The following is a 19259-nucleotide window of genomic DNA, read 5'->3' as shown; positions in this document are numbered from 1 at the left end:
ATTCAAAAAATTAGTTGTTTCACAGAAAAGCTCTGTTTTCATGACTTCATCCCCGAATTTATTTTTTGCAGGTAACACTCTTTTAAAAATTCACCCAGATAAGGAAAATCAAAATCGTATTCATTGCTCAGCATCACAAAAATTCGAGCATTTTTTTGTAATGGGTAGTCTTTGACCTGACTTGTCAAAATAACATCGTATTGCTGATTCTTTTGATAGTTAACCAAATCTAATTTGACTGCTTGCGGCATTCGTTCCCGAATCATTTCGATGACAATATCTGCCATCACCCGTTCATAAGGAAAATCACATGCAACTTGTAAACGCAGTTCAACCTCTTTAAAAATTAACTGCAAAATGGAGGCATAGCGCCCAAAAAGTTCAAACTGAGAATTTTTTTTGTCACTTTCAGAGATATCTAAAATACCTAACGACTGCTGCGTCAAACTTTGACAAAGTGCCAGCAATTGTTTTTCCTCAATTTCTGAAAGGCGCTGCTGCAATCCTTGATGTCCAAAGACACTGATCCATCCTCGGAAATAAACCAAACGAAAATGATTTTGCATCACTGTTAGAGCAATTTTTTCCGAAAAATCTTCTGAAAAAGAGTAGAAAGAAAAATGCTCTTGCAGGGTTTCTTTGAATGTTTCATTGAGTTTGTCGACTAATTTGTCCTTATGTTTTTCCTGTATCAAAAATTTTCGCACATAATCATTATGGGTATCTAGGGTAAAGTTGCAGATCATAAACAAATAGAAGATCAAGGTTTCATTTTGATTCCAACCAAAAGCAGATTGAAAGAAATAACGAGACAGAAATTTCTGCAACGAGAGCAGGAAACCGCTTGTCTGCAATAGCTCACTCGGCAATTCAGAATAATCCGGCATACTTTTTTTGCTAGCCCGCAGCCTTTTTTTCATAATATATAACCAAATTTGAAATTTGATTTCTCCATCTTCCGTAAAAGGAAAACTAAATTCATTTTTCATCAATACTAAAAAGCCCTCTGCAGCAGCCTCAGAAAATTCTTTTAGATTTACTAAATAAGGTCGACCAAACCACAACAGTTGAAAATAAAAATAACGAATTTGGATTTCCGAACCATATAAATGACCATTTTTTATCTGTAAATGAAATTCAACCAGCAGCAGATTCAACTCTTTGATACGACGGGTCAAGGTGGCAGTACTAATATTCAACTGTGTTAAAAATTTCTGCCGTTCAAAACTGCCATTTTCTAATAGATACATCAAGATTTGATATTTGATGGATTCCTTTAAGTAGGAATAATACACATCAGAAGTGGATAGATTCCCCAAACGACGTAAGGCTATTTTTCCTTCCCGTTGAGTAAAGGACAATTCATCAAACGCTTTCAAATGTTGCTCTAACAGAACAATATCTTCTTTGAAAGTCGCCCGGTCCACCGATAGCTTCACGAGTATTTCATTGACCGACAGTTCGCTCCGTTCTAATAAAAGCTGAAAAATTTTGATTTGACGCTGCTCGTTTTTTTCAAGCAAACTGAACAGTTCCAAGTCCTTCTCCTCCTAACATCAGTGAATTCATACAGCTGATGCAAGCAGATTTAGAAAAGTACCTTCTCTATTTTTTCAGCTTTTTCAAAACTTTCTGAATTCGTCAAAATAGAAAAAGAACTTCAACTCAAAATAGGCTATTTGAGTTGAAGTAACTATCTAATGTCCCACATTTTTATTCGGTAGGACCTGTTGACAATTCCCAGGTAATGGTTCCTTGATAGGTTTTGTCTACTTGTGCATCTGTGCCGCTGTTCACCTCTAAGAGTAAACCATCGTTAGGAAGAAAGTCAACGGGAATATCTCCCTTTTTTGAACCATCATTTTGATAGATTGGTGTACTCTGATCTTTCGGGATAAGAATATTTTTTCCCTCATGATTAAAATACAAATTAACCTGACTTAATTCTCTTCCTTCTGTATTTTTGAAAGGAGTAGATAGTTTCCCAGTAATCTGCCACGAAGCATCTGAACTTGGTAAACGGGTGTCCCGTACGGCAAATGAAAAATCACCTTTTGCTTTGTAATATGCTGTTTGTGTTGGCAATGGAAGATCACTGCCAAAGGTAAAATCGGCGGGGGCATCTACCAAAGCTAATTCTTGCTTAGGAATCTGGATCAGATTGGTATCTGTCTTGACTTCAGTAAAGGGTAATTTTGTTCCGTCAGATAACGCAATATTTCCTGATAATACAGCCGGTTTGGTCGGCAGATCGATGGCATTTGTCGTTGCAGTAATCGGATTTATTTTATATTTATAGGTGATCGTCACTTTATCTCCAGCTTTTGCTAAATATTGTGCAGGTATACTGATTCCATTTTGGATACCATCATCAGGAATCACCGTCCCATTCAGCGACAAACTACCCTTTTCATAGATAACATTTTCCGGAAGCGCGACGCTTACTTTTTTATCTGCTAAAGAATCCCCCATTTTATCTAAGGTAAACGTACTATTTTCTTGAACAATGTCCCCAGCCAAAGCAATCAAAGGTTTTCCAGTCTCTGGCGTTCGACTAAGATTTTTCAAATAACTTTCTTTAGAAATCGCTGGAAAACCAGCCACCGTGATGGCTTTCAAATTAGAGATACCCGTTTGTTCTGACTGCCATTTATAGGCAAGATTTGGATAAGCTTTTGAAAGGGTATCGTCAATCAATTTGTAGTCAAAATAATATTGACCGGAAGCAAGCGCCGGCAGTGTTGTGTTTGCTGAATTATCACCACCATTATTTGTTGAAATCGTTTGAAATAATTTGTCTTCAAAAGTCCCCACTAATTTTTGTGTTGTTTTATTGTACAGCCGGTAATGAATGGACCCTGCTGTTAAATCGCTCGCTCGCCAGACCGCGTTCACTTGATAGGGGGCACTGGTAAGTAGTTTTCCCCATTGGCTATCTGGTTCCAAGTTTGTTGGTTTGACTGTGCCATCTACAGCATATTTTTCAAGTACCTTTAAGGTGACAGGTGACAACGCAGTTCCCCCGGCATCTTTTCCTGTATATAAAATACTTGTTTGCTGATTCAATCCGAGTGTTTGTGTCGGTGTATGGGTCAATGTTGCCCCAGTCGTTTCATTCTTTCCAGTAAAAAAATTCACCACTCGATTAAAACGATTTGTTGGTTGTTGGGCAAAACTTCCTTCTGAGAGTCCCATCGTCAAGGTTCGGTTGTTGGTTGTTCCAGGAAGATTCAGATTGTTACCATCAACATACTCAGTTGTATCAGCAAAACTATTGTACTTATTCGTCGTATCCCATGGAGAGATGTAGCTGTTCCAAGTTGGTAATTGGAAAGCGGAGGTTTTTGCGTATGCTGCAGGATTCAGTGCATCATTCGTTAGCTTAGGATAAAAACGTCCACCTGCTGGAGCAATACTTGAATCGAACATACGATCTTGCACAACGTTATTCGAATCATAGAAATCTACAGAAAAATCGGCTAGTTTTGTAGTAGAAGGTTGCAGTTTGCCTTTCGTTAATACCTTGCTAGGGCTGGTGTCATATTTGTCGCCGCTTGCAGTCATCTTTGCAACATCGACGGTAATATCAAAAGCAATCGGAATATTCCTAGCATTGAAGCCGGGCTGAGTGATGATATTGAAAATTGAACCTACAATATTTCCATTGTCCCATGAACCCATACCAAACCGTAGTGTATGATTGCCGGCGGACATTAATCCACCAGCATCTAATTTAATATTCGCTCCATTAATTTTTAAATACGCATTGTCCCAGTCGATTGCCTTTAAAACATCCGCACTTAAAACATATTTAGGTAAATTGATGATCGCCACAAAGGCAAACCCTTGCGCAGGAATATTTATGACATCTAAATAGTTCGTCAATTCCACATGACTCTCCCAATGAAACCCAATCTTGCCGCCCTTCCAAGGATCATTGGAGCCATCGTTTGTGTAGGTAACATTTAATTTGGGTAATTGATCGGCTCCAGTCAATTGAACGACCTTGCCGCCATCAATCTTTGGTTGCCCAAAAATATTGGAATTTGTACCATTTGTTGGCGTGATATTTTCATACGTATCTGGTTCATAAACAATAGTTGGTGGTGTTGCACCCACCGCTTCGGCTTGTCTGCCTAATCCAATAGTTCCCACAGTAAGAAGCGCCATCAGAAGAAGAAGTTTAAAAAGATTAATCTCTTGAAGTAATTTGTTCATCCTCTTCTTCCTCCTTTCGCCGTTTCCAGATAAGAATCCATACAAGAAGAATCAATTCGCTCCCGATAATCATGTAAAGAAAGCTAATTGGTTTTTCATTGGTTTTTGGTAATGTTTGATTTGCCGGTTTCTTGATGGGAGGATTTGTTGCTTGTCCTCCCCCATTAGTCGGTGGATTAGGTGTCGGTGTGCGGTCATAAAAAACAATGGACGCATTACTGGCAGCATCTTCGCTTGCATAGGCCGGCTGCCACCCGCTAAACAATAAACCAACGCTCAATCCCCCCAATAAAAGCCATTTTTTCACTACAATCACCTCATTCCTCTGATTCTTTTTCCTTCCGTTTTTTCCAAACAATAAATAGTAAAATAAACAAAAGCACTGCGAGAACGATCAACAGAATGTAAAGCCATGGGAAACTCTTTTCTTTCACTGCAAAGACAGAATTCTTGTTGACTTCTTCGGCTTCTGATTTTTTAATGGTAAAGTTTTGTGTGAAATGCCATTCATATTCCCCAGATTTTGCCACGATATCTGCGCGATATTTTCCTGGTTTTGCCCGATCACCCGCTAAATCCAGATTCAAATGAAAGTTTGAGCTTGGAGCCACTAAAAATTTATTGGAGGTATTTTCAATATACAGTTGATCTTCATAATAAATTTTGCTAGTAAAAATCAAGCTACTGATAATCGTCGGTTGGGGATTTTGGAAAAACAATTGGACGGTTGGGCTGGCATTGACAGCCACTAAATCGCCAGACAAGAGTTTCAAATCCGGTTCTATTTTTTCCTTACTCTCCTGCAATACGATAGCAAGATTATAAGCAATACGATTTTTTATTTGTACGCCATTTTCATCAGAGGATTTTTCTTCATTTTCCTCCTTAGGAATCACGTGGATTCCCGCAAGTACCCGTCCTTTAAATTCATCCGCAGGAATCTTTATTTTGATTGGTACAGTTATTGTGGCTTTTCCTGCCACTTCATATTCTTTTTTCTCAATGGTAACGACTTCCCGTACATCAAACGGAAGGCTCTCATCCAATCGAGGTTTTTCTTGCCCATAATCGATGGTACCACCATCACTTGTAACGGCTGGATTGATCGAAACTTCAAAAGTTCGTGCTTTCTCCGCAGAATTAGTCAGCTCAATTGCTACTGTCTGCTCTTGTTTAGGAGTCACCAACAAATCAAAATAACCGATTGCTTTGTCTAATTGATTCTCTGGAAAAACTGGTTTCACACCAAAATCCCCCGAAGCATCGGCGGCGTGACTGATTATCGGAAACCCGAAAAACATCCCTAAAACAGTAAAAAATACAAAGAGCAATCGTTTTCTTTGATTCACTATTGACCACTATCCTTTCAAAAGGGGAGCGGATTATGCTCCCCACATTTTCAAATTATTACTTTTACAGTGCTGGTCCTGCTGTCAAATCCCAAGTCAGATCAGCCGTAAATGTTCCTGTAGCAGCTTCTGGAACCGTTAGTGTGATATTTGCTGGGTCATAAACAGAAAGCCAGGTTCCAAGACCTTGGTCCTTAGAAGCTGTAAAAATCGCAGAGGCAGAATCAGTACTGTCTAATTTGGAAACAGCTTTATTTGTAGGACTTGTAGCTGCATTTGTAGGAACAGTTTTAATAACAGATGTACCAAAATTCAGTTCTGCACCCTCTAGTTTTTGCTCACCATTTTTAAAATCTGATACTGAAACAGTCACATTCCATCCTTGAGCTTGTCCATCAGTACCAACACCGCGACGATCCGAAACTTGAATGTAGGGGGTATCATTTTGTGTCGCATCAACAGAATAACTTTTTGTTCCACTTTCAATCTCATGTGAGCCAAATGGCAGATTAGGAACAACATCCAAGGTCAATGGTCCCGCTTGACCGGTTCCTGGATTTTCAGGATCAACCGGATCAACTGGCTTTGTCGGGTCGGTTGGATCAACTGGATCAACACTCCCTGTTGGTTCAGTAAATGTGATATCACCTTTTGTTGTCGCTGGTTCTGCAGCAAATGCTGGTGTAGCTGCCAAACCGCTAAGTACTACTGTTGAAAGTAACAATGTGCCAATAATTTTCTTTTTCATGATAATCTCTCCTTTGTTTTTTGTACCTTTAGTATAAATGGAAAGGTTCTCAAAAAATCATCATCTTTTCACAGAGCGACAGGAGTTTTTGAGCAAAAAAAGAAACGACCCACTAAAAAAGCGGGTCGTTTCCATCTTTATTTATTTCAAAAAAAGCTTAGCAAGTAGTATAGCCAAATTTATTCTGGCAAGTGTTTCCGCTTATCCGCAAACCGAGCCTCCACCCGATAGATTCGTTGCCCTCGTGAGGAAAATTTTTCTTCGTATTCGGTCATAATATTTCCTTCATAGGTACTGTGATGCAAATCAAGCCAGACTTGTTGCAGAGTCATACCATATTTTGAAAAGCTGGCTAAGGAGTATTCAAATAAGCCTTGGTTATCTGTTTTAAAATGGATTTCTCCTTTAGGACGGAGAATTTTTTCGTCCACTGCCAAAAAGCCGGCAGAAGTCAAACGGCGTTTTTCGTGGCGGGTTTTTGGCCAAGGATCAGAAAAATTCAAATAGATCTGATCGACTTCACTATCTGCAAAATAATCTGTCAAGGCCGAACCATCAACATGCAAGAGCTGTACATTCGCTAGTTCCTTTTCAAGGACCTTATCCAACGCAAAGGAAACCACGCTGACTTGCATTTCTACACCGATATAATTAATTTGAGGATTGGTTCGTGCCATTTCCGTGATGAACCGTCCTTTTCCCATACCAATCTCAATATGGATCGGGTGATCGTTGCCAAAGCGTTCCTGCCACTTGCCTTTCCATGCAGTCGGTTCAGCAACCACGATTTCTGGATGTGCTGCCAGCATTTCCTCTGCTCCGTTACGTTTTCTTACTCTCATAATTTCCTCGCTTTCTCCAATAGAAAAGCTGAAGGCTTCCCTTCAGCTATCCGCTAAATACTCGTTTTAATTGCAAAATTTCTTCATTCATCGTTTTGTATTCGCCACGATGATAATATTTTTTTATTTCCTGTAAAATCGACATCAACGCGTACCAATACACCCGCTCTAAATTATCTGAAGTCGCTTGTACCCCATAACTGATCAACCAATGGCTCCATGACGAAATCGGCAAATAATGTCCTAAAATCGTACCGATATCCACCGCAGGGTCCGCAAACATAATCGAATCCCAGTCTACAAGATACAAATAGTGCTGACACACCAACCAATTTCGATAATTGACATCTCCATGCACCACGGCTTTTCGTTCAGGATAAAAGGTTGGAATATTTTTTTGCAGATATTCGATGACCAATTTTAAAAAACGATTTTGTAAAATCGCCGACGGTAGATCCGCTTCATAATTTTCCAACATCATCTTTGGGGTAATTACCCGGCTATCGATTCGTTCTAGCATTTGCTTCAATGATTTTGAATGATGTAACTGATACAAGACATCCATTACATCGTTTCGCTGCCCGATTTCTTCCGGATCAAGGATATGCCCTTCCAACCACTCTTGAGCAGTCAGCGTGTCCCCGTTCCCTGTTCGTTTTGTCCAAACTAATTTGGGAGTAATGCCTTCTCTGGATAGAGCAGCCAGCATCGGGGTGGTATTTCGTTTGATAAAGACTTTTTCTTTTTTTCGCAAACCGACATATGCTTTGCCGGTATCCCCTTTGATTGGGCGCATACGCCATTCATGGTCCAACTGAATTTCCATCCGAGTCTTCCTTTCAACATTCTCCACAGTACCATTTATTCTAGCGGCTCAACAGGCACTCGTCAAGCGGATATACGTTCGTTTTTTCAAAGAAACGCTGGATAAATCAAGTTTCTTGCGAAGTTTTTCTACTTTTCATTCATTTTTTTCAAGCGTGACGGCAAATACAAATAAATAAAGCCCCCTACAACAAGTCCATAGCCTAAAATAACGATTCCGCGATCGCCCCATGTCGACAGACGAAAAGCAGCGACACCAGCAAAAACAACAGCGGCAAAAATCAAAAGTACCAGTAACAACCGCTGCAAAGCGATACTCTGCTGTTTGGCAGAAACTGGATACAGATGGGTCAAAACCATATAACGAAATTGCGTGTACAAAGGCATTAATTGAAAACCAATCAGATACAAAAAGAGGCCTCCAATTCCCAAACTAAACCATCGATCGTGAATGAAATATAGCAACAATCCACCGATCAAGACCAAACGCATGTATAAACCGCTGTATTCGGAGCCGCGAACCATTCGGCGGGCATACAGATAAAGATACGTATTTTCCTGTTTTGCAGTGATTTTTTTCAACAAACCGTCCAGATACTTCCGCCGTTTGACACTTGCAGTGATTTCCGGCACATCCGTAAATAAATTAATAAACTGATAGATACGGTGCAAACGATTGGTTTCTGATTGAATCATTTTTTCCCAATGTAAGGTCAAGGTCGGCTGCTGCCACAAGAAATAGTGATATCCCCCTGCCACAAGCAGACTGCCCAGCAGACCAATGATTGGTGAGAGATACAGACTCGTCGCCAACAAAGCACCACTAAGCAGCAACCACGGCCAATAATAGCGATGCGTTTTGCTTTCAAAAAATAAACTGTACCGTTGCCAGTACAAATGAGCAATTTTCAACAGCCAGAGTGTTGGTAGAATCAAAAAAAATTCTCCAAAGGATGCGCCCGTCGCTACCACAGCAAGGGGCATCGTAATTCCGGCAATCAATCCAATCACCACAAAGGGTAAAAAGCAGGAATAGCGCAAACCTTGTTGCAGGTATCCTCGCATCTGTTTTTCCTTTGGCAATAAAAACACCAGATCAGCGGCTTTCGTTAAACTGACAAACTTACCAAAATGCAAAACAATCAGCCAGACAAGTAAGACCAGTAAGCCAAAAATTTTTGACTGTTTTGGCAAAGTTTTCAATAAATCAGAATAATATAACCCTAATCCTCCCAATAAAAAGGTACAGACTAAGACAAAATGATCGTTAAAGACATACCGCAGATACTTCATCATTTGTTTTTGGTGCAACTGCAGCCGTTTTTGAAATAAATCAGACATCGGCAGCCACCTGCTCTTTGGTCAATGCAATATAGATTTCGTCCAGTGATGCATCATAAAGTTGAAATTCATTTCGCAATTCCTCAATCGTTCCTTGCGCACGAATTTTCCCATTGTGCAGTACAACAAACCGGTCACAATATTTTTCAGCGGTCGCCAAAATATGTGTAGACATCAAAATCGATGCGCCTGCTTTCTTCATTTGATCCATCAGTTCCAATAACGCATGGATTGCCAACGGGTCTAAACCTAGAAAAGGTTCATCAATGATATACAGACTTGGTTCAATCAAAAAAGCACATAAAACCATCACCTTTTGCTTCATTCCTTTAGAAAAATTAGCCGGAAACCAATCCAACTTATTTTCTAAACGAAACGTCTTCAACAAACTTTCCGCCCGACGAAAGGCTTCTTCTTGGGGAATATCATAAGCCATCGCCGTAATTTCAATGTGTTCCCGCAACGTCAATTCTTCATATAACGAAGGGGTTTCCGGAATATAACCAATTTGTTTCCGGTAAGCTTCCGGCTCTTTTTTTAACATCAGTCCATTTAAGGTGATTGTACCTTTTTGCGGTTGCAATAAGCCGATAATTTCTTTAATGGTCGTACTTTTCCCAGCACCATTCAAACCAATCAAGCCCACTAATTCCCCATCATTGATGGTAAAATCGATATCTTTTAAAACCGGCAGCTGACTGTAGCCTCCCGTTAAATTTCTCACTTCAAGTGTCATTCATTTTTTCCTCCGATTATTACTGTTCTCATTATACCAAAAATAGCCGGGAATTTTTGTGTTTTTCCTGCTTGTTTTCTTACAATCCTTAAAAGTTATGGTAAAGTAGGGCTAAGGAAAAATTTTGAAAGGATGACTTCCTATGACAGACTGTATTTTTTGTAAATTAATCAATCAAGAAATTCCTAGCTACAAAGTATATGAAGACGACAAAGTGTATGCCTTTTTGGACCTTTCCCAAGTAACGGAAGGCCATACGTTGGTCGTTCCAAAAAAACACGTGACAGATATTTTTGACTATGATGAACCCTTGGCAGCAGAGGTTTTTAGCCGTATTCCGAAAATCGCCAAAGCAATTGAAAAAGCCTTTCCGGAAATCAAAGGAATGAACATTGTCAACAACAACAAGGAACTGGCCTATCAGTCGGTTTTCCATTCCCACTTTCATTTGATTCCCCGTTACAGCAAAGAAGATGATTTCTCGATGCATTTTGGCAATCACATGGATCAATACACACCGGAAGAAATGACGGCTATTGCCGAAAAAATCAAAAAGCAGGTGAAATAAATGCTGAAAAATTTTATTAAAGGGCTTTTATTCGGCTCTTCTGTCGGCGCAGTAGGTGGTTTACTGTTGGCTCCCCGCAGCGGGAATGAAACCCGCAAAAAGCTGGCAAAAGAATTGGAAGAAGCCACCGATTCCACTCTTGAATTAAACGAAAGCCTGCAACATTTTCAACGAGCTGTAGTTGAAACCAAACGAACGGCAATGGAAACTTTACCCGTTTTACAAAATGCGCTGCAAAAGGATATCGAAGCATACAAATTCCAAGCTGAACCGCGAATCAAGCAGATTCAACAGCAGGTAGCCAAGCTGAATGGGCATGTCACCCAATTCACAGAAACCCTGTCGGAACCATCTGAATCAGGCGATAAAAAGTGATGAAAGTGTGAATTTTCTCGGAAACATCATTGGAATTCTACCACTTCAAATTAGAGTGTGTTATAGTTATACTTGTGAAAAATTTAAGTAGATTACAGGAGTGCTAAACGAATGAAGAAAAAAATACTATTGGCTGCTGTTGGCGCGATGAGCGTTTTTGCTTTAGCCGCATGTTCAAGTAAAGGCAACGAAGAAATTGCTTCAATGAAGGGCAGCAAAATCACGGTAGCAGATTTTTATGAGGAAGCGAAAAATGAATCTGCCAACCAAAACCTTGTACGTAATATGATCATTTACAAAGCCTTTGATGATAAATATGGCGACAAAGTAAGTGATAAAGCGGTTGACAAAGAATACAACAAACAAAAAGACAGTATGGGCGACGCTTTCGAACAACAATTAGAAGCTGCAGGCTATACCACAAAGACATTTAAAGAATACTTGCGTCAAAATCTTGTGTTGGAAGCTGGCTTAAAAGCGAATATCAAATTGACAGATGCTGACAAAAAAGCAGCTTGGGAATCTTTCCATCCAGAAGTTGAAGCACAAATCATCGCTTTAGCCAGTGAAGATGAAGCCAAAGACGTTTTAGAAAAAGCGAAAGAAAAAGATGCCGACTTTGCGAAATTGGCAAAAGAAAATTCTACGGACACTGCAACCAGTGAAGACGGTGGCACCATCAAATTCGATTCACAATCAACAACACCACCAGCTGAAGTCAAAACAGCAGCTTTTGAATTAAAGGATGGCGAAGTTTCTGACGTGATCACTGCTACAGATGCTACTACTTACCAAACCAGCTATTATGTAGTGAAAATGGTGAAAAACAAAGACAAAGGCAACGACATGGAACCTTATAAAGATGAAATCAAAGAAATCGCAGAACAAACAAAACTAAGCGATTCTGCCTTTACTTCAAAAATCATCGGTCAAACCTTGAAAGATGCAAATGTGAAAATCAAAGATGATTCCTTCAAAGATATCTTGTCTTCTTATATTGACGCAGCAGATACAAGCAGCTCAACTGCTGAAAGCACAGAAGAAAGCAGCGCAGCCTCTTCTACAGCAGATAGCTCAGCAGCAGAATCCACAACTGAAAGTTCAACTGCTGATTCTGAATAAGCCAATTTAAAAGCTCCCATCGATTTGAATTCTATCAAATCAATGGGAGCTTTTTTGTAGTTTGAATTTTGAGGGACCTACTTATTTCTTACCAAAATTATCTTTTAGCTTGGTGCATTGGATAAGCTCCAAGTTAAGGTAGCTTGGTAGGTGCCGGCTTCTAGGGAAGAGCCGCCGATGTAGAGGGCGGAGTTGTCAGTAACCGTTGCCTCAATTTCTTTGTTGCTTAGTTCTATTGGATTTTTGATTGCAAATTTCCGAGAGGTCTCAGTTAGGTTTTCTCCAAAAAAATTGAATCCTTCATTCGTACCTAGCTGATAATTATTCCCTAAAACTCTAATCGTATTTGTATAAGGTGAAACACCACCATTATTTATGATAGTCAACTCTAGAACGACCGGTACATCGGAGGTAATTATCTTTTTATCATCCATGTTTTTAAAGCTGCCAAGAGATACTTTCAAAGAATAATCTCCATCCGGACGCGTATCTGTCACTCGAATCAACCCTTTGGAATTTCCATCATAGGCTTCCTTTTCATAATTCGAAATGACTGAATCCGTAAGAGAAAGTTTTAAGTAGCTATCTGGTTCTGTTCGTTGACCAAAAGCCTTCTTTGTTAATTCACCAGAATTCAATATTTTAACTTTGTCTTTACTGGAGATTTCCTCATATTTTTCTCCAAAAACTAAATTTGGGACAGCATCCAAGGTCAGAAACCCACTGTCTTGTACCACGATTTCCATAGAATCAGCGATTATCTGTGGACTAGAAGTAATTTCTTTTCCAGTCGTTTTGTCAATCCAACTATTGATCGTTGCAGTAAGCTGATACTTTCCCTTTGTTAAAGAAAGATTTTCTGGAAATCCAACGTTCTTAGGTAATGCCCCACCAAGAATAGATTCAAAAGTTTGTGACCACTCCTTTATCATCGTCTCATCACTTAAGTTTTCAAGTTTAAAATCAATGGTATAAGCCTTCCCTGGACCAGTTACTTTCAGAGTTGCTTTGGGTGTCTCTCCAATATTTGCATAAACTGTTTTTTCCGTAAATTTCAACCCATTAAGAAGTTCCGTCGTATCAGGCAGATTTTCAGAGTCAAAAAAACTCCCAAAAGCCTTTGCTTTTGTAATCGTCGTATCAAGCCTTATATCTCCACCCGAAATCAAGCCTCCCCAGAAACTTGTACCGGAATTCGAGCTTGGAAAATTAATATTACCGTAAGGAACAAGAATCGTGCCGGCAAAAGGATTGGAAGAGCCCGACCTACCAGAAATAGAAGCTGTTGTGCCACTAGGAATATCAGGATAATTGTGCAGAATATGACTACCCATAGTTTGATAAAAAGGACCATCATTTTCACTCACAGCATCAGCCGATTCGCCATTTATTGTAAATGTCAATTCTGCACCGTAGCTGTCAGACCATTCAAAGGTTTTCCAATTTTCCCAGTTAAATATAACGAAGGGTAAATTTTTATTGGCAACACTGGAATCTTCTCCAGAATCAGTCACATAATTTTGGGGATCCTCTCCTTCTGGTAATTCAATATTGATAGTAAGATGATGATAATAATTTTTGTACTCGTTATAATCAAGATTAACTACCACCGTTCCTGTAGTATCTAACGCATCTTTGCTTAACGGAATATCCAACCTTAATGAATTAGCCCCCGTCCAGCCACCATCTTTTTTGACTAGCTTAGCCTCATCTGTTACTGCTTCATTTTTGACAAGGACTGTTTTGCTTGTCAAGTTACTATAATAATTACTTACTGTAGCTAACTGTAATTTCGCTTGATCAAAGTAACTTTCTGTGGCGGATAACGTACCAAAATTATCTTTAAAATCAGCTATGTTTGATAATTTTACCGGTGTGGCTTGCTCTGCGGTATCGGTTGCGTTGACTTGATCAAACAGACGATTTACCCCATCCAATTTGTTTTCTATCAAATAATAATAACGATGCTTGTCACCACTGGCATGAAAATTATTGCTGTCGTCCAAAACCCCTATTGTATTGGCGGCATTGCTTGCCAATACACTTTCTCCCAGCAAGGTTACTTTTTTATTAACTATTTTTTCTTCATTGTTTTCACTCAACGTGTCTGCATAAGTAATCGGATAATCATCATTATCAGGAACAGCATCTTGAAAATAAGTACCGCCCCATTTTGTCTCCATGTTGATTGTTTTTCCACCAAATGTTCCATCGTAGTTTTTTCCAGAAGTTCCAAATGTTAACCCTCCAGCAGCAAAAACGGTAAAATCGGTCGCAATTCCTAGAGGATATTTTTCCAATAATTTTTCCTGAAAAAGCGTTAAATCGGTTGGATCATTGACGACGGCCGGAGTATCTGCAAGTATCCGCGCGCTTTTTTGTGGGGTACTATCTTGTTCTTTTGGGGAAGCAGTGGTTGATTCGACAGTTGGTGTGGCTGATTTCGACTCAGAAGTGCTTGTTTGCATTACTTGTTCCGTGGAAGAAGTCTCACCAGTTGTTCCCTCTGAAGTCTCCTCTTTTGTGCTACTCGTTGCTTCTGTTGTGCTTGTCGCAGTCGTCGTTTCTTCACCAAACGCGGCTATTCCATTGACACTCGATGAAATCAGCAGAAAGAGTGCCATAAAGGCAACAATTTTTTTATTTTTCACAAAAATTCACTTTCCTTCCTTGTAGCTGATTCGCGTCTCCGGTTTCTTTCAAAGTATAAGATAATTCCTGCTAAAAGCAAACATTCGCTACCAATAACTACCTCTAAAAAAGTTTTCGCTTCTGCCGTTTTTGGTAATTTTTTCGCTTTTGTTTTCTGGGTACTTACATAGGTTTGTGACGGACTTTCTGGTAAAGAAAGCCCGTCACCGTTTCTTGTAGGAACAACAGTAAATTCTGCTGTTGAGGTTTTTGACGTTGCTTTGGCAATGTCCGGTACAAGAAACAAACCTTGTCCCAATGCTAAAAGAGCAACCAGTAAAAAATAAAATCCGCTTTTTTTCATTCTCAATCACCTTGATTAGTTTGCGAATTCTCTTTTTCTTCCTCTTTCCGTTTTCTTCTTCCCAATAAAAAGGCCAACAATAATAGTAAAATCAACAGCAGCACAGCAATCAAAATATACAACCATAAATAATTTGGCTCTGGCAAAGCACTTGCTTCTTTATTGATTTCGTTGGCATCCGAGGAAACAATTGAAAAATCCTTTTCAAATTTCCAAGTTTTCTTTCCTGATTTTGCCACCAGCGAAAGATGATAGTCACCGGCTTCCAAATTATTTTTTCCCCAACTGATAGGAAAATCATAATTGGAATTTGGTGCCATTTCCTGCTTATCGGCTTTTGCTTCCATGAAGACTTCTTTGCTGCCAGACTTGTAAATCTTCGCATCCACGCTCATGTTCCCGAACGCCTGCCCTTTGATATTTTGCAAATTGGCAAAAACAGCGGGTAAGCTTTGATAAACAGCAGGTTTTACTTGGTTCAATTTTAATTCAGGAGTTATATAATCTAAGCTCTCCCGCAAAGCAATGCCGAAAGAAAGCTGATAGCGATTGGTAATGCCCGTTTGTTTTTCTTCCTCTTTGTCAGCCTCCTGCTCGGCAAAAAAGGCACCTAAAATCATTCCCTCAAATTTTTCTTTTGGTACCTTCAGTTGGAAAGTTACCGGCTTGGTTTCTCCCGCCTTTAAGGTGATTGTCTGAGGTTTGCTGATTAATTCAGGAATTGTATATTTCGCTGAACTATCTTTAGGAAAATCTGCCTGACTGTAATCGATCACCCCTAATTGATTGGTGAAAGACGGATTTGGCGAGATTTTTACTTTAATATCTTTGTCACTTTCAGAAATAATATTCATTGTTACGTCTTGTTGGGTGTCTGGTTTCACCAGTAAATCAAAAAATGTCGAATCTGCTTGTTGATTTTCTGGGAAAACACCTTCTATCGTAAAGCCCGCCCCAGTGGCAGCGGATGCTTTCATAGGAAAAAAGGAGAAAATAAGAAGAGCCATCCCCAACAGGATGAATTTCAGTCGTTTATGCATCAGGAACCTCCATTTCATTTGTTGTCAGGGATAGCCCTGTCCTATTAAATTCGTGGTGCGATTTTTTGATTAGATTTTATTATTCGATGCCAGCACCATCAGGAGTAGCGATTGAGTTAACTAATTGCCAGTTTAGTTCAGCATGGTATGTGCCTTTTTCTAATTTTGACCCCGTCCCTAAAGTTAAACTTGTTCCATTTTCTCCAGAAGCTACTGAGTATTCTTTAGCACCATCGCTTTCAACGTTGTCAGCAGTCACTGTAGTATAATCTCCACCAGCAGCAATTGAAGCACTAGTAGTTGGCAAAACTAAGTTTAAAGTTGCAGATGTGATAGAAGAATCTTTTGAACCAGTGAATTCTCCTAGTTTAGCAGTTAATGTCCATTCATCATGCGTTGTTCGATAATCGCTCACAACAATTTTACCCTTTTCTGAGCTAGTTGTCCCATCATAAGTGTTTGCTTCAGAAACAACAAAAGGATTTTCAGTATCTAGATGCAAAACCTTATCTGTTTTCAAAACTTCACGTTCCGTTTTCTCAAAATTCAAATCTGGAACAGCATCTAAAGTAAGAAAACCATCTTCAACCGTAAATTCAGCAGTTGAGTTAGCTTTTGCAGAAGAAGTATCGTCAGACACATACCCTTCCCCATCAGTTCCTGCTGAGATATTGTTTTCCGATGTTCCAGCACCATTTCCTGTTGCCGCCAATGCTGTTCCCCCACTAGCGAATGTCAACAAAGCTAATCCTGATACGGTAATTGCTGCAAAAATTTTTTTCATTTTAATTTCCCCCTAAAGTTCTTTTTTTATTTTTGGTTGTTTGTTTCTTGAGCGAGTAAAGAACGAGTCCAATCAACAAAAGCAGCACGGCGACTGCGAGTAATAGCCAACCAACATAATCCCGCTGGACATTACCAGCTTGCTGATTGATTTTTTCAGCAGTTTTTTTGTCGAGTGTTAGGCTTTGGTCAATCGTTTGAACCTTACCATCAACTGTCATTGTTCCAGTCACACGATAGCTTCCCGCTAAAAGCGGTTTTCCCTGCAAACTGATTATTGGCGTCATTACTTGATTCGGTGCAAAACTGATTGCTTGTTGCCGCAAAAGATACGTTGTTTTTCTCAAACCGAAAAATTGCTTATGAATCAGCGTCAAATCCATTGAAACAGGACTCAACAAAGCAGTGTTGGGATTGCCGATTTCAACGCTGATTGCCGGCATATCCGACACAACGCTGCCCGTCACACCTGACAATTCGATGGGCTGTTTTTCCGTCATCACGCTTCCTTGAAAAATCAGCGGAACAAAAGTTGTCTCCTCCTTCACAGAAATGGCGACGGCGCCCATTACCTGTCCAGAAAAATCGGTTGTAGGCATTGTCAAATCCAGATCAATTGTTTGGCTTCCACTTGCCGGCAAATTTAGAGAGTGCGTAGGAATGAGTTCCTCTGTCAAAAAAGGTGCTGTCCCAAAGGCTGTATGACCGCCCATTTGGTAAAACAGTTTACCTTCCTCATTCGTAGCAGCCGATGCACCGCTAATCTGCACCTGCATTGGCTGTGTTGAAAAGTTGGTGACAGAAAAACTCAACTTGTGCTTTTTACTGTTTGCACGAAGTTGAATTTTTCCGCTGATATTCTGCTGATCCAAAGTCAATGGTGTAACAGTTAAATTTGGCACATCTGCCCAAACTAGTTTCGGTTGTAAAACAAGAACAAAGAATAAGAGAGATAACAGTAAAAAAAGTTTTCGATCTTTTCTGATTCGAATCCCTCCTTATCCCTTTTCGTAGGTGATTATAGCCGCTTTCATATTAAATATCAACGCATATTTTATCAAAAATGAAGGAAATTTATTTTTTTTGGTGACGTGTCAATGCACATTCAATTTTCAAAAATTTTTTTAGATTATTTGATTAAAATAACTAAATGATTTTTTATAGGTTAATTTTTTCTTAAGAGCTTTCATAAAAGTTTTTTTGCTGTCCCTTTTCTCTTTTAATTAAAGTTGATTATAAAATAACGAGAAATAGATTATTTTTTTACATTAATCCCACCGAATAAAAGAAAGACCGCATTCATTCCTAGATTTTCTGGTCATTCCTCCGTATAATAACTAAGTGACACGGGAAAGGAAGTGCTTGTCATTATAAAAAGAATTGTCCCATTTTTATTTTTATTGTTTCTTTTTCCCCAGACAGCTTTTGCGGAAGGTGCTGATTTTGGTGTCTCGGCAGTTTTGCCAGAAAATCAAGTGAGTACAGCGTCCTATTTTGACCTCGCCGTAGATCAAGGTTCTACTCAGGAACTGACAATAAAGCTGAAAAATCAATCTTCACAAGCAAAAAAAATCCTGCTGACCCCAGTAGACGGCGAAACCGATAATCAAGGTGCAATCATCTATCAAAAAACCTTGTCTGACAGTAAATCTGCTTTGTCTTCATGGGTGAGTTCAAAACAATCCATTGACCTTGCAGCGAAAGAAACCAATTTTGCAGTTTTCACTTTAACGATTCCCAAAAATGCCACAAATGGAACCTATCTTGCTGCCTTTCAAATCAAGGAGCAATCTTCCTCAGATTCTTCTGCCGGAATCAGCAATAAATTTGCATATATTTTAGGCTTAAAGGTTACGGTGGGCAAAGCACCAGAACCCAGCTGGCAGTTGACCAAGGTACAGCAAGAAAGTAATCAATTATTGCTTTCCTTGAAAAATGCCAGTCAATCTCTTGCAAGTCAGAATCAATTGCAGGTATCTTTAAAAAAAATCGGAACAAATCAAAAAATCTCCCACACACAAGCGATTTCTGGTGCTCCTTTTGGCCCGTTTCAAATCGCTGTTGAAAATCCTGAGTTGACCGATGGAACGTATCAGCTGACGCTAAATATAACTGGTACAACGACGACAAAAGTCAACAAAACCTATTCCGTCAGAAAAATCCACGGAACTTTTGTCTTTCGTGAAATTGATTTGCATCAACAACGGCGAGTAGGACTGATTGCTTTGAGTGTTTTCTTCCTGCTGATCGGGTTGTACTTTTTCATTTGGCACAAAAAAAATCAACTGCTGGACTCCTAAGAGCCCCCAGTTGATTT

General features: G+C 39.5%; 18 protein-coding genes. 4 read left to right on the top strand and 14 right to left on the bottom strand.

Features of this window, described 5'->3' with window-relative positions; all coding sequences use genetic code 11:
• Positions 1–38: 38 nt before the first annotated feature.
• The 9 genes from BN1875_RS05010 to BN1875_RS04970 all read right to left on the bottom strand — a co-directional run bounded on the left by BN1875_RS05010 (position 39) and on the right by BN1875_RS04970 (position 10059).
• Complete coding sequence (locus BN1875_RS05010; RefSeq protein WP_048603757.1) at positions 39–1538, bottom strand: helix-turn-helix domain-containing protein; 1500 nt, start codon at positions 1536–1538, stop codon at positions 39–41.
• A 175-nt stretch (positions 1539–1713) separates the two neighbouring features.
• Positions 1714–4218, bottom strand: coding sequence for a hypothetical protein (locus BN1875_RS13370; RefSeq protein ID WP_069959630.1), 2505 nt, complete (start codon positions 4216–4218; stop codon positions 1714–1716).
• Positions 4193–4525, bottom strand: a complete 333-nt coding sequence (locus tag BN1875_RS05000; protein WP_069959633.1) for an LPXTG cell wall anchor domain-containing protein — start codon at positions 4523–4525, stop codon at positions 4193–4195. The genes BN1875_RS13370 and BN1875_RS05000 overlap by 26 nt, the downstream gene beginning before the upstream one ends.
• A gap of 10 nt (positions 4526–4535) precedes the next feature.
• On the bottom strand, positions 4536–5567 hold the full coding sequence (locus BN1875_RS04995; protein ID WP_048603755.1) for a WxLIP family cell surface protein: 1032 nt from the start codon (positions 5565–5567) through the stop codon (positions 4536–4538).
• Between the two features lie 64 nt (positions 5568–5631).
• Entirely contained in the window at positions 5632–6315 is a 684-nt protein-coding gene (locus BN1875_RS04990; RefSeq protein WP_048603754.1) for a WxL domain-containing protein, read from the bottom strand.
• A 179-nt stretch (positions 6316–6494) separates the two neighbouring features.
• Positions 6495–7157 carry a tRNA (guanosine(46)-N7)-methyltransferase TrmB gene (trmB, locus tag BN1875_RS04985; protein WP_048603753.1) on the bottom strand — a complete coding sequence of 221 codons (663 nt, stop codon included), beginning with the start codon at positions 7155–7157 and terminating at the stop codon, positions 6495–6497.
• 46 nt (positions 7158–7203) lie between these two features.
• Entirely contained in the window at positions 7204–7983 is a 780-nt protein-coding gene (locus BN1875_RS04980; RefSeq protein ID WP_048603752.1) for a phosphotransferase family protein, read from the bottom strand.
• Between the two features lie 128 nt (positions 7984–8111).
• Positions 8112–9323 (bottom strand): ABC transporter permease, encoded by a 1212-nt coding sequence (locus BN1875_RS04975; protein ID WP_048603751.1) that lies wholly within the window; start codon positions 9321–9323, stop codon positions 8112–8114.
• Positions 9316–10059, bottom strand: a complete 744-nt coding sequence (locus BN1875_RS04970; protein ID WP_048603750.1) for an ABC transporter ATP-binding protein — start codon at positions 10057–10059, stop codon at positions 9316–9318. The genes BN1875_RS04975 and BN1875_RS04970 overlap by 8 nt, the downstream gene beginning before the upstream one ends.
• Positions 10060–10201: 142 nt before the next feature.
• On the opposite strand from BN1875_RS04970, the gene BN1875_RS04965 reads away from it, so the two are divergent.
• The 3 genes from BN1875_RS04965 (at position 10202) to BN1875_RS04955 (ending at position 12124) form a co-directional block, all read left to right on the top strand.
• A complete protein-coding gene (locus BN1875_RS04965) occupies positions 10202–10627 on the top strand; it encodes an HIT family protein (protein WP_048603749.1) in 426 nt (141 codons plus the stop codon).
• Positions 10628–11002, top strand: a complete 375-nt coding sequence (locus tag BN1875_RS04960) for a YtxH domain-containing protein (RefSeq protein ID WP_048603748.1) — start codon at positions 10628–10630, stop codon at positions 11000–11002.
• A gap of 111 nt (positions 11003–11113) precedes the next feature.
• Positions 11114–12124 carry a peptidylprolyl isomerase gene (locus tag BN1875_RS04955; RefSeq protein ID WP_048603747.1) on the top strand — a complete coding sequence of 337 codons (1011 nt, stop codon included), beginning with the start codon at positions 11114–11116 and terminating at the stop codon, positions 12122–12124.
• Positions 12125–12228: 104 nt separating this feature from the next.
• Here BN1875_RS04955 and BN1875_RS04950 read toward each other — a convergent pair whose 3' ends face one another.
• From BN1875_RS04950 to BN1875_RS04930, 5 genes are all read right to left on the bottom strand, one after another.
• Positions 12229–14775, bottom strand: coding sequence for a WxL domain-containing protein (locus tag BN1875_RS04950; protein ID WP_048603746.1), 2547 nt, complete (start codon positions 14773–14775; stop codon positions 12229–12231).
• Entirely contained in the window at positions 14772–15119 is a 348-nt protein-coding gene (locus BN1875_RS04945) for an LPXTG cell wall anchor domain-containing protein (protein WP_048603745.1), read from the bottom strand. Before BN1875_RS04945 ends, BN1875_RS04950 begins: the two co-directional genes overlap by 4 nt.
• 2 nt (positions 15120–15121) lie before the next feature.
• Positions 15122–16159 (bottom strand): WxLIP family cell surface protein, encoded by a 1038-nt coding sequence (locus BN1875_RS04940; RefSeq protein ID WP_048603744.1) that lies wholly within the window; start codon positions 16157–16159, stop codon positions 15122–15124.
• Positions 16160–16238: 79 nt separating this feature from the next.
• A complete protein-coding gene (locus BN1875_RS04935) occupies positions 16239–16943 on the bottom strand; it encodes a WxL domain-containing protein (RefSeq protein ID WP_048603743.1) in 705 nt (234 codons plus the stop codon).
• Between the two features lies 1 nt (position 16944).
• Positions 16945–17844, bottom strand: a complete 900-nt coding sequence (locus BN1875_RS04930; protein ID WP_048603742.1) for a WxL protein host-binding domain-containing protein — start codon at positions 17842–17844, stop codon at positions 16945–16947.
• A gap of 456 nt (positions 17845–18300) precedes the next feature.
• Here BN1875_RS04930 and BN1875_RS04925 point away from each other — a divergent pair, with 456 nt between their 5' ends.
• Positions 18301–19242 carry a WxL protein peptidoglycan domain-containing protein gene (locus BN1875_RS04925; protein ID WP_048603741.1) on the top strand — a complete coding sequence of 314 codons (942 nt, stop codon included), beginning with the start codon at positions 18301–18303 and terminating at the stop codon, positions 19240–19242.
• Positions 19243–19259 lie beyond the last annotated feature (17 nt).

It is taken from the genome of Enterococcus massiliensis, from assembly GCF_001050095.1.
GTDB classification, from domain to species: domain Bacteria; phylum Bacillota; class Bacilli; order Lactobacillales; family Enterococcaceae; genus Enterococcus_C; species Enterococcus_C songbeiensis.
Note: the sequence above shows the minus strand (reverse complement) of the source record. Positions and strands in the feature narration are given on the sequence as shown.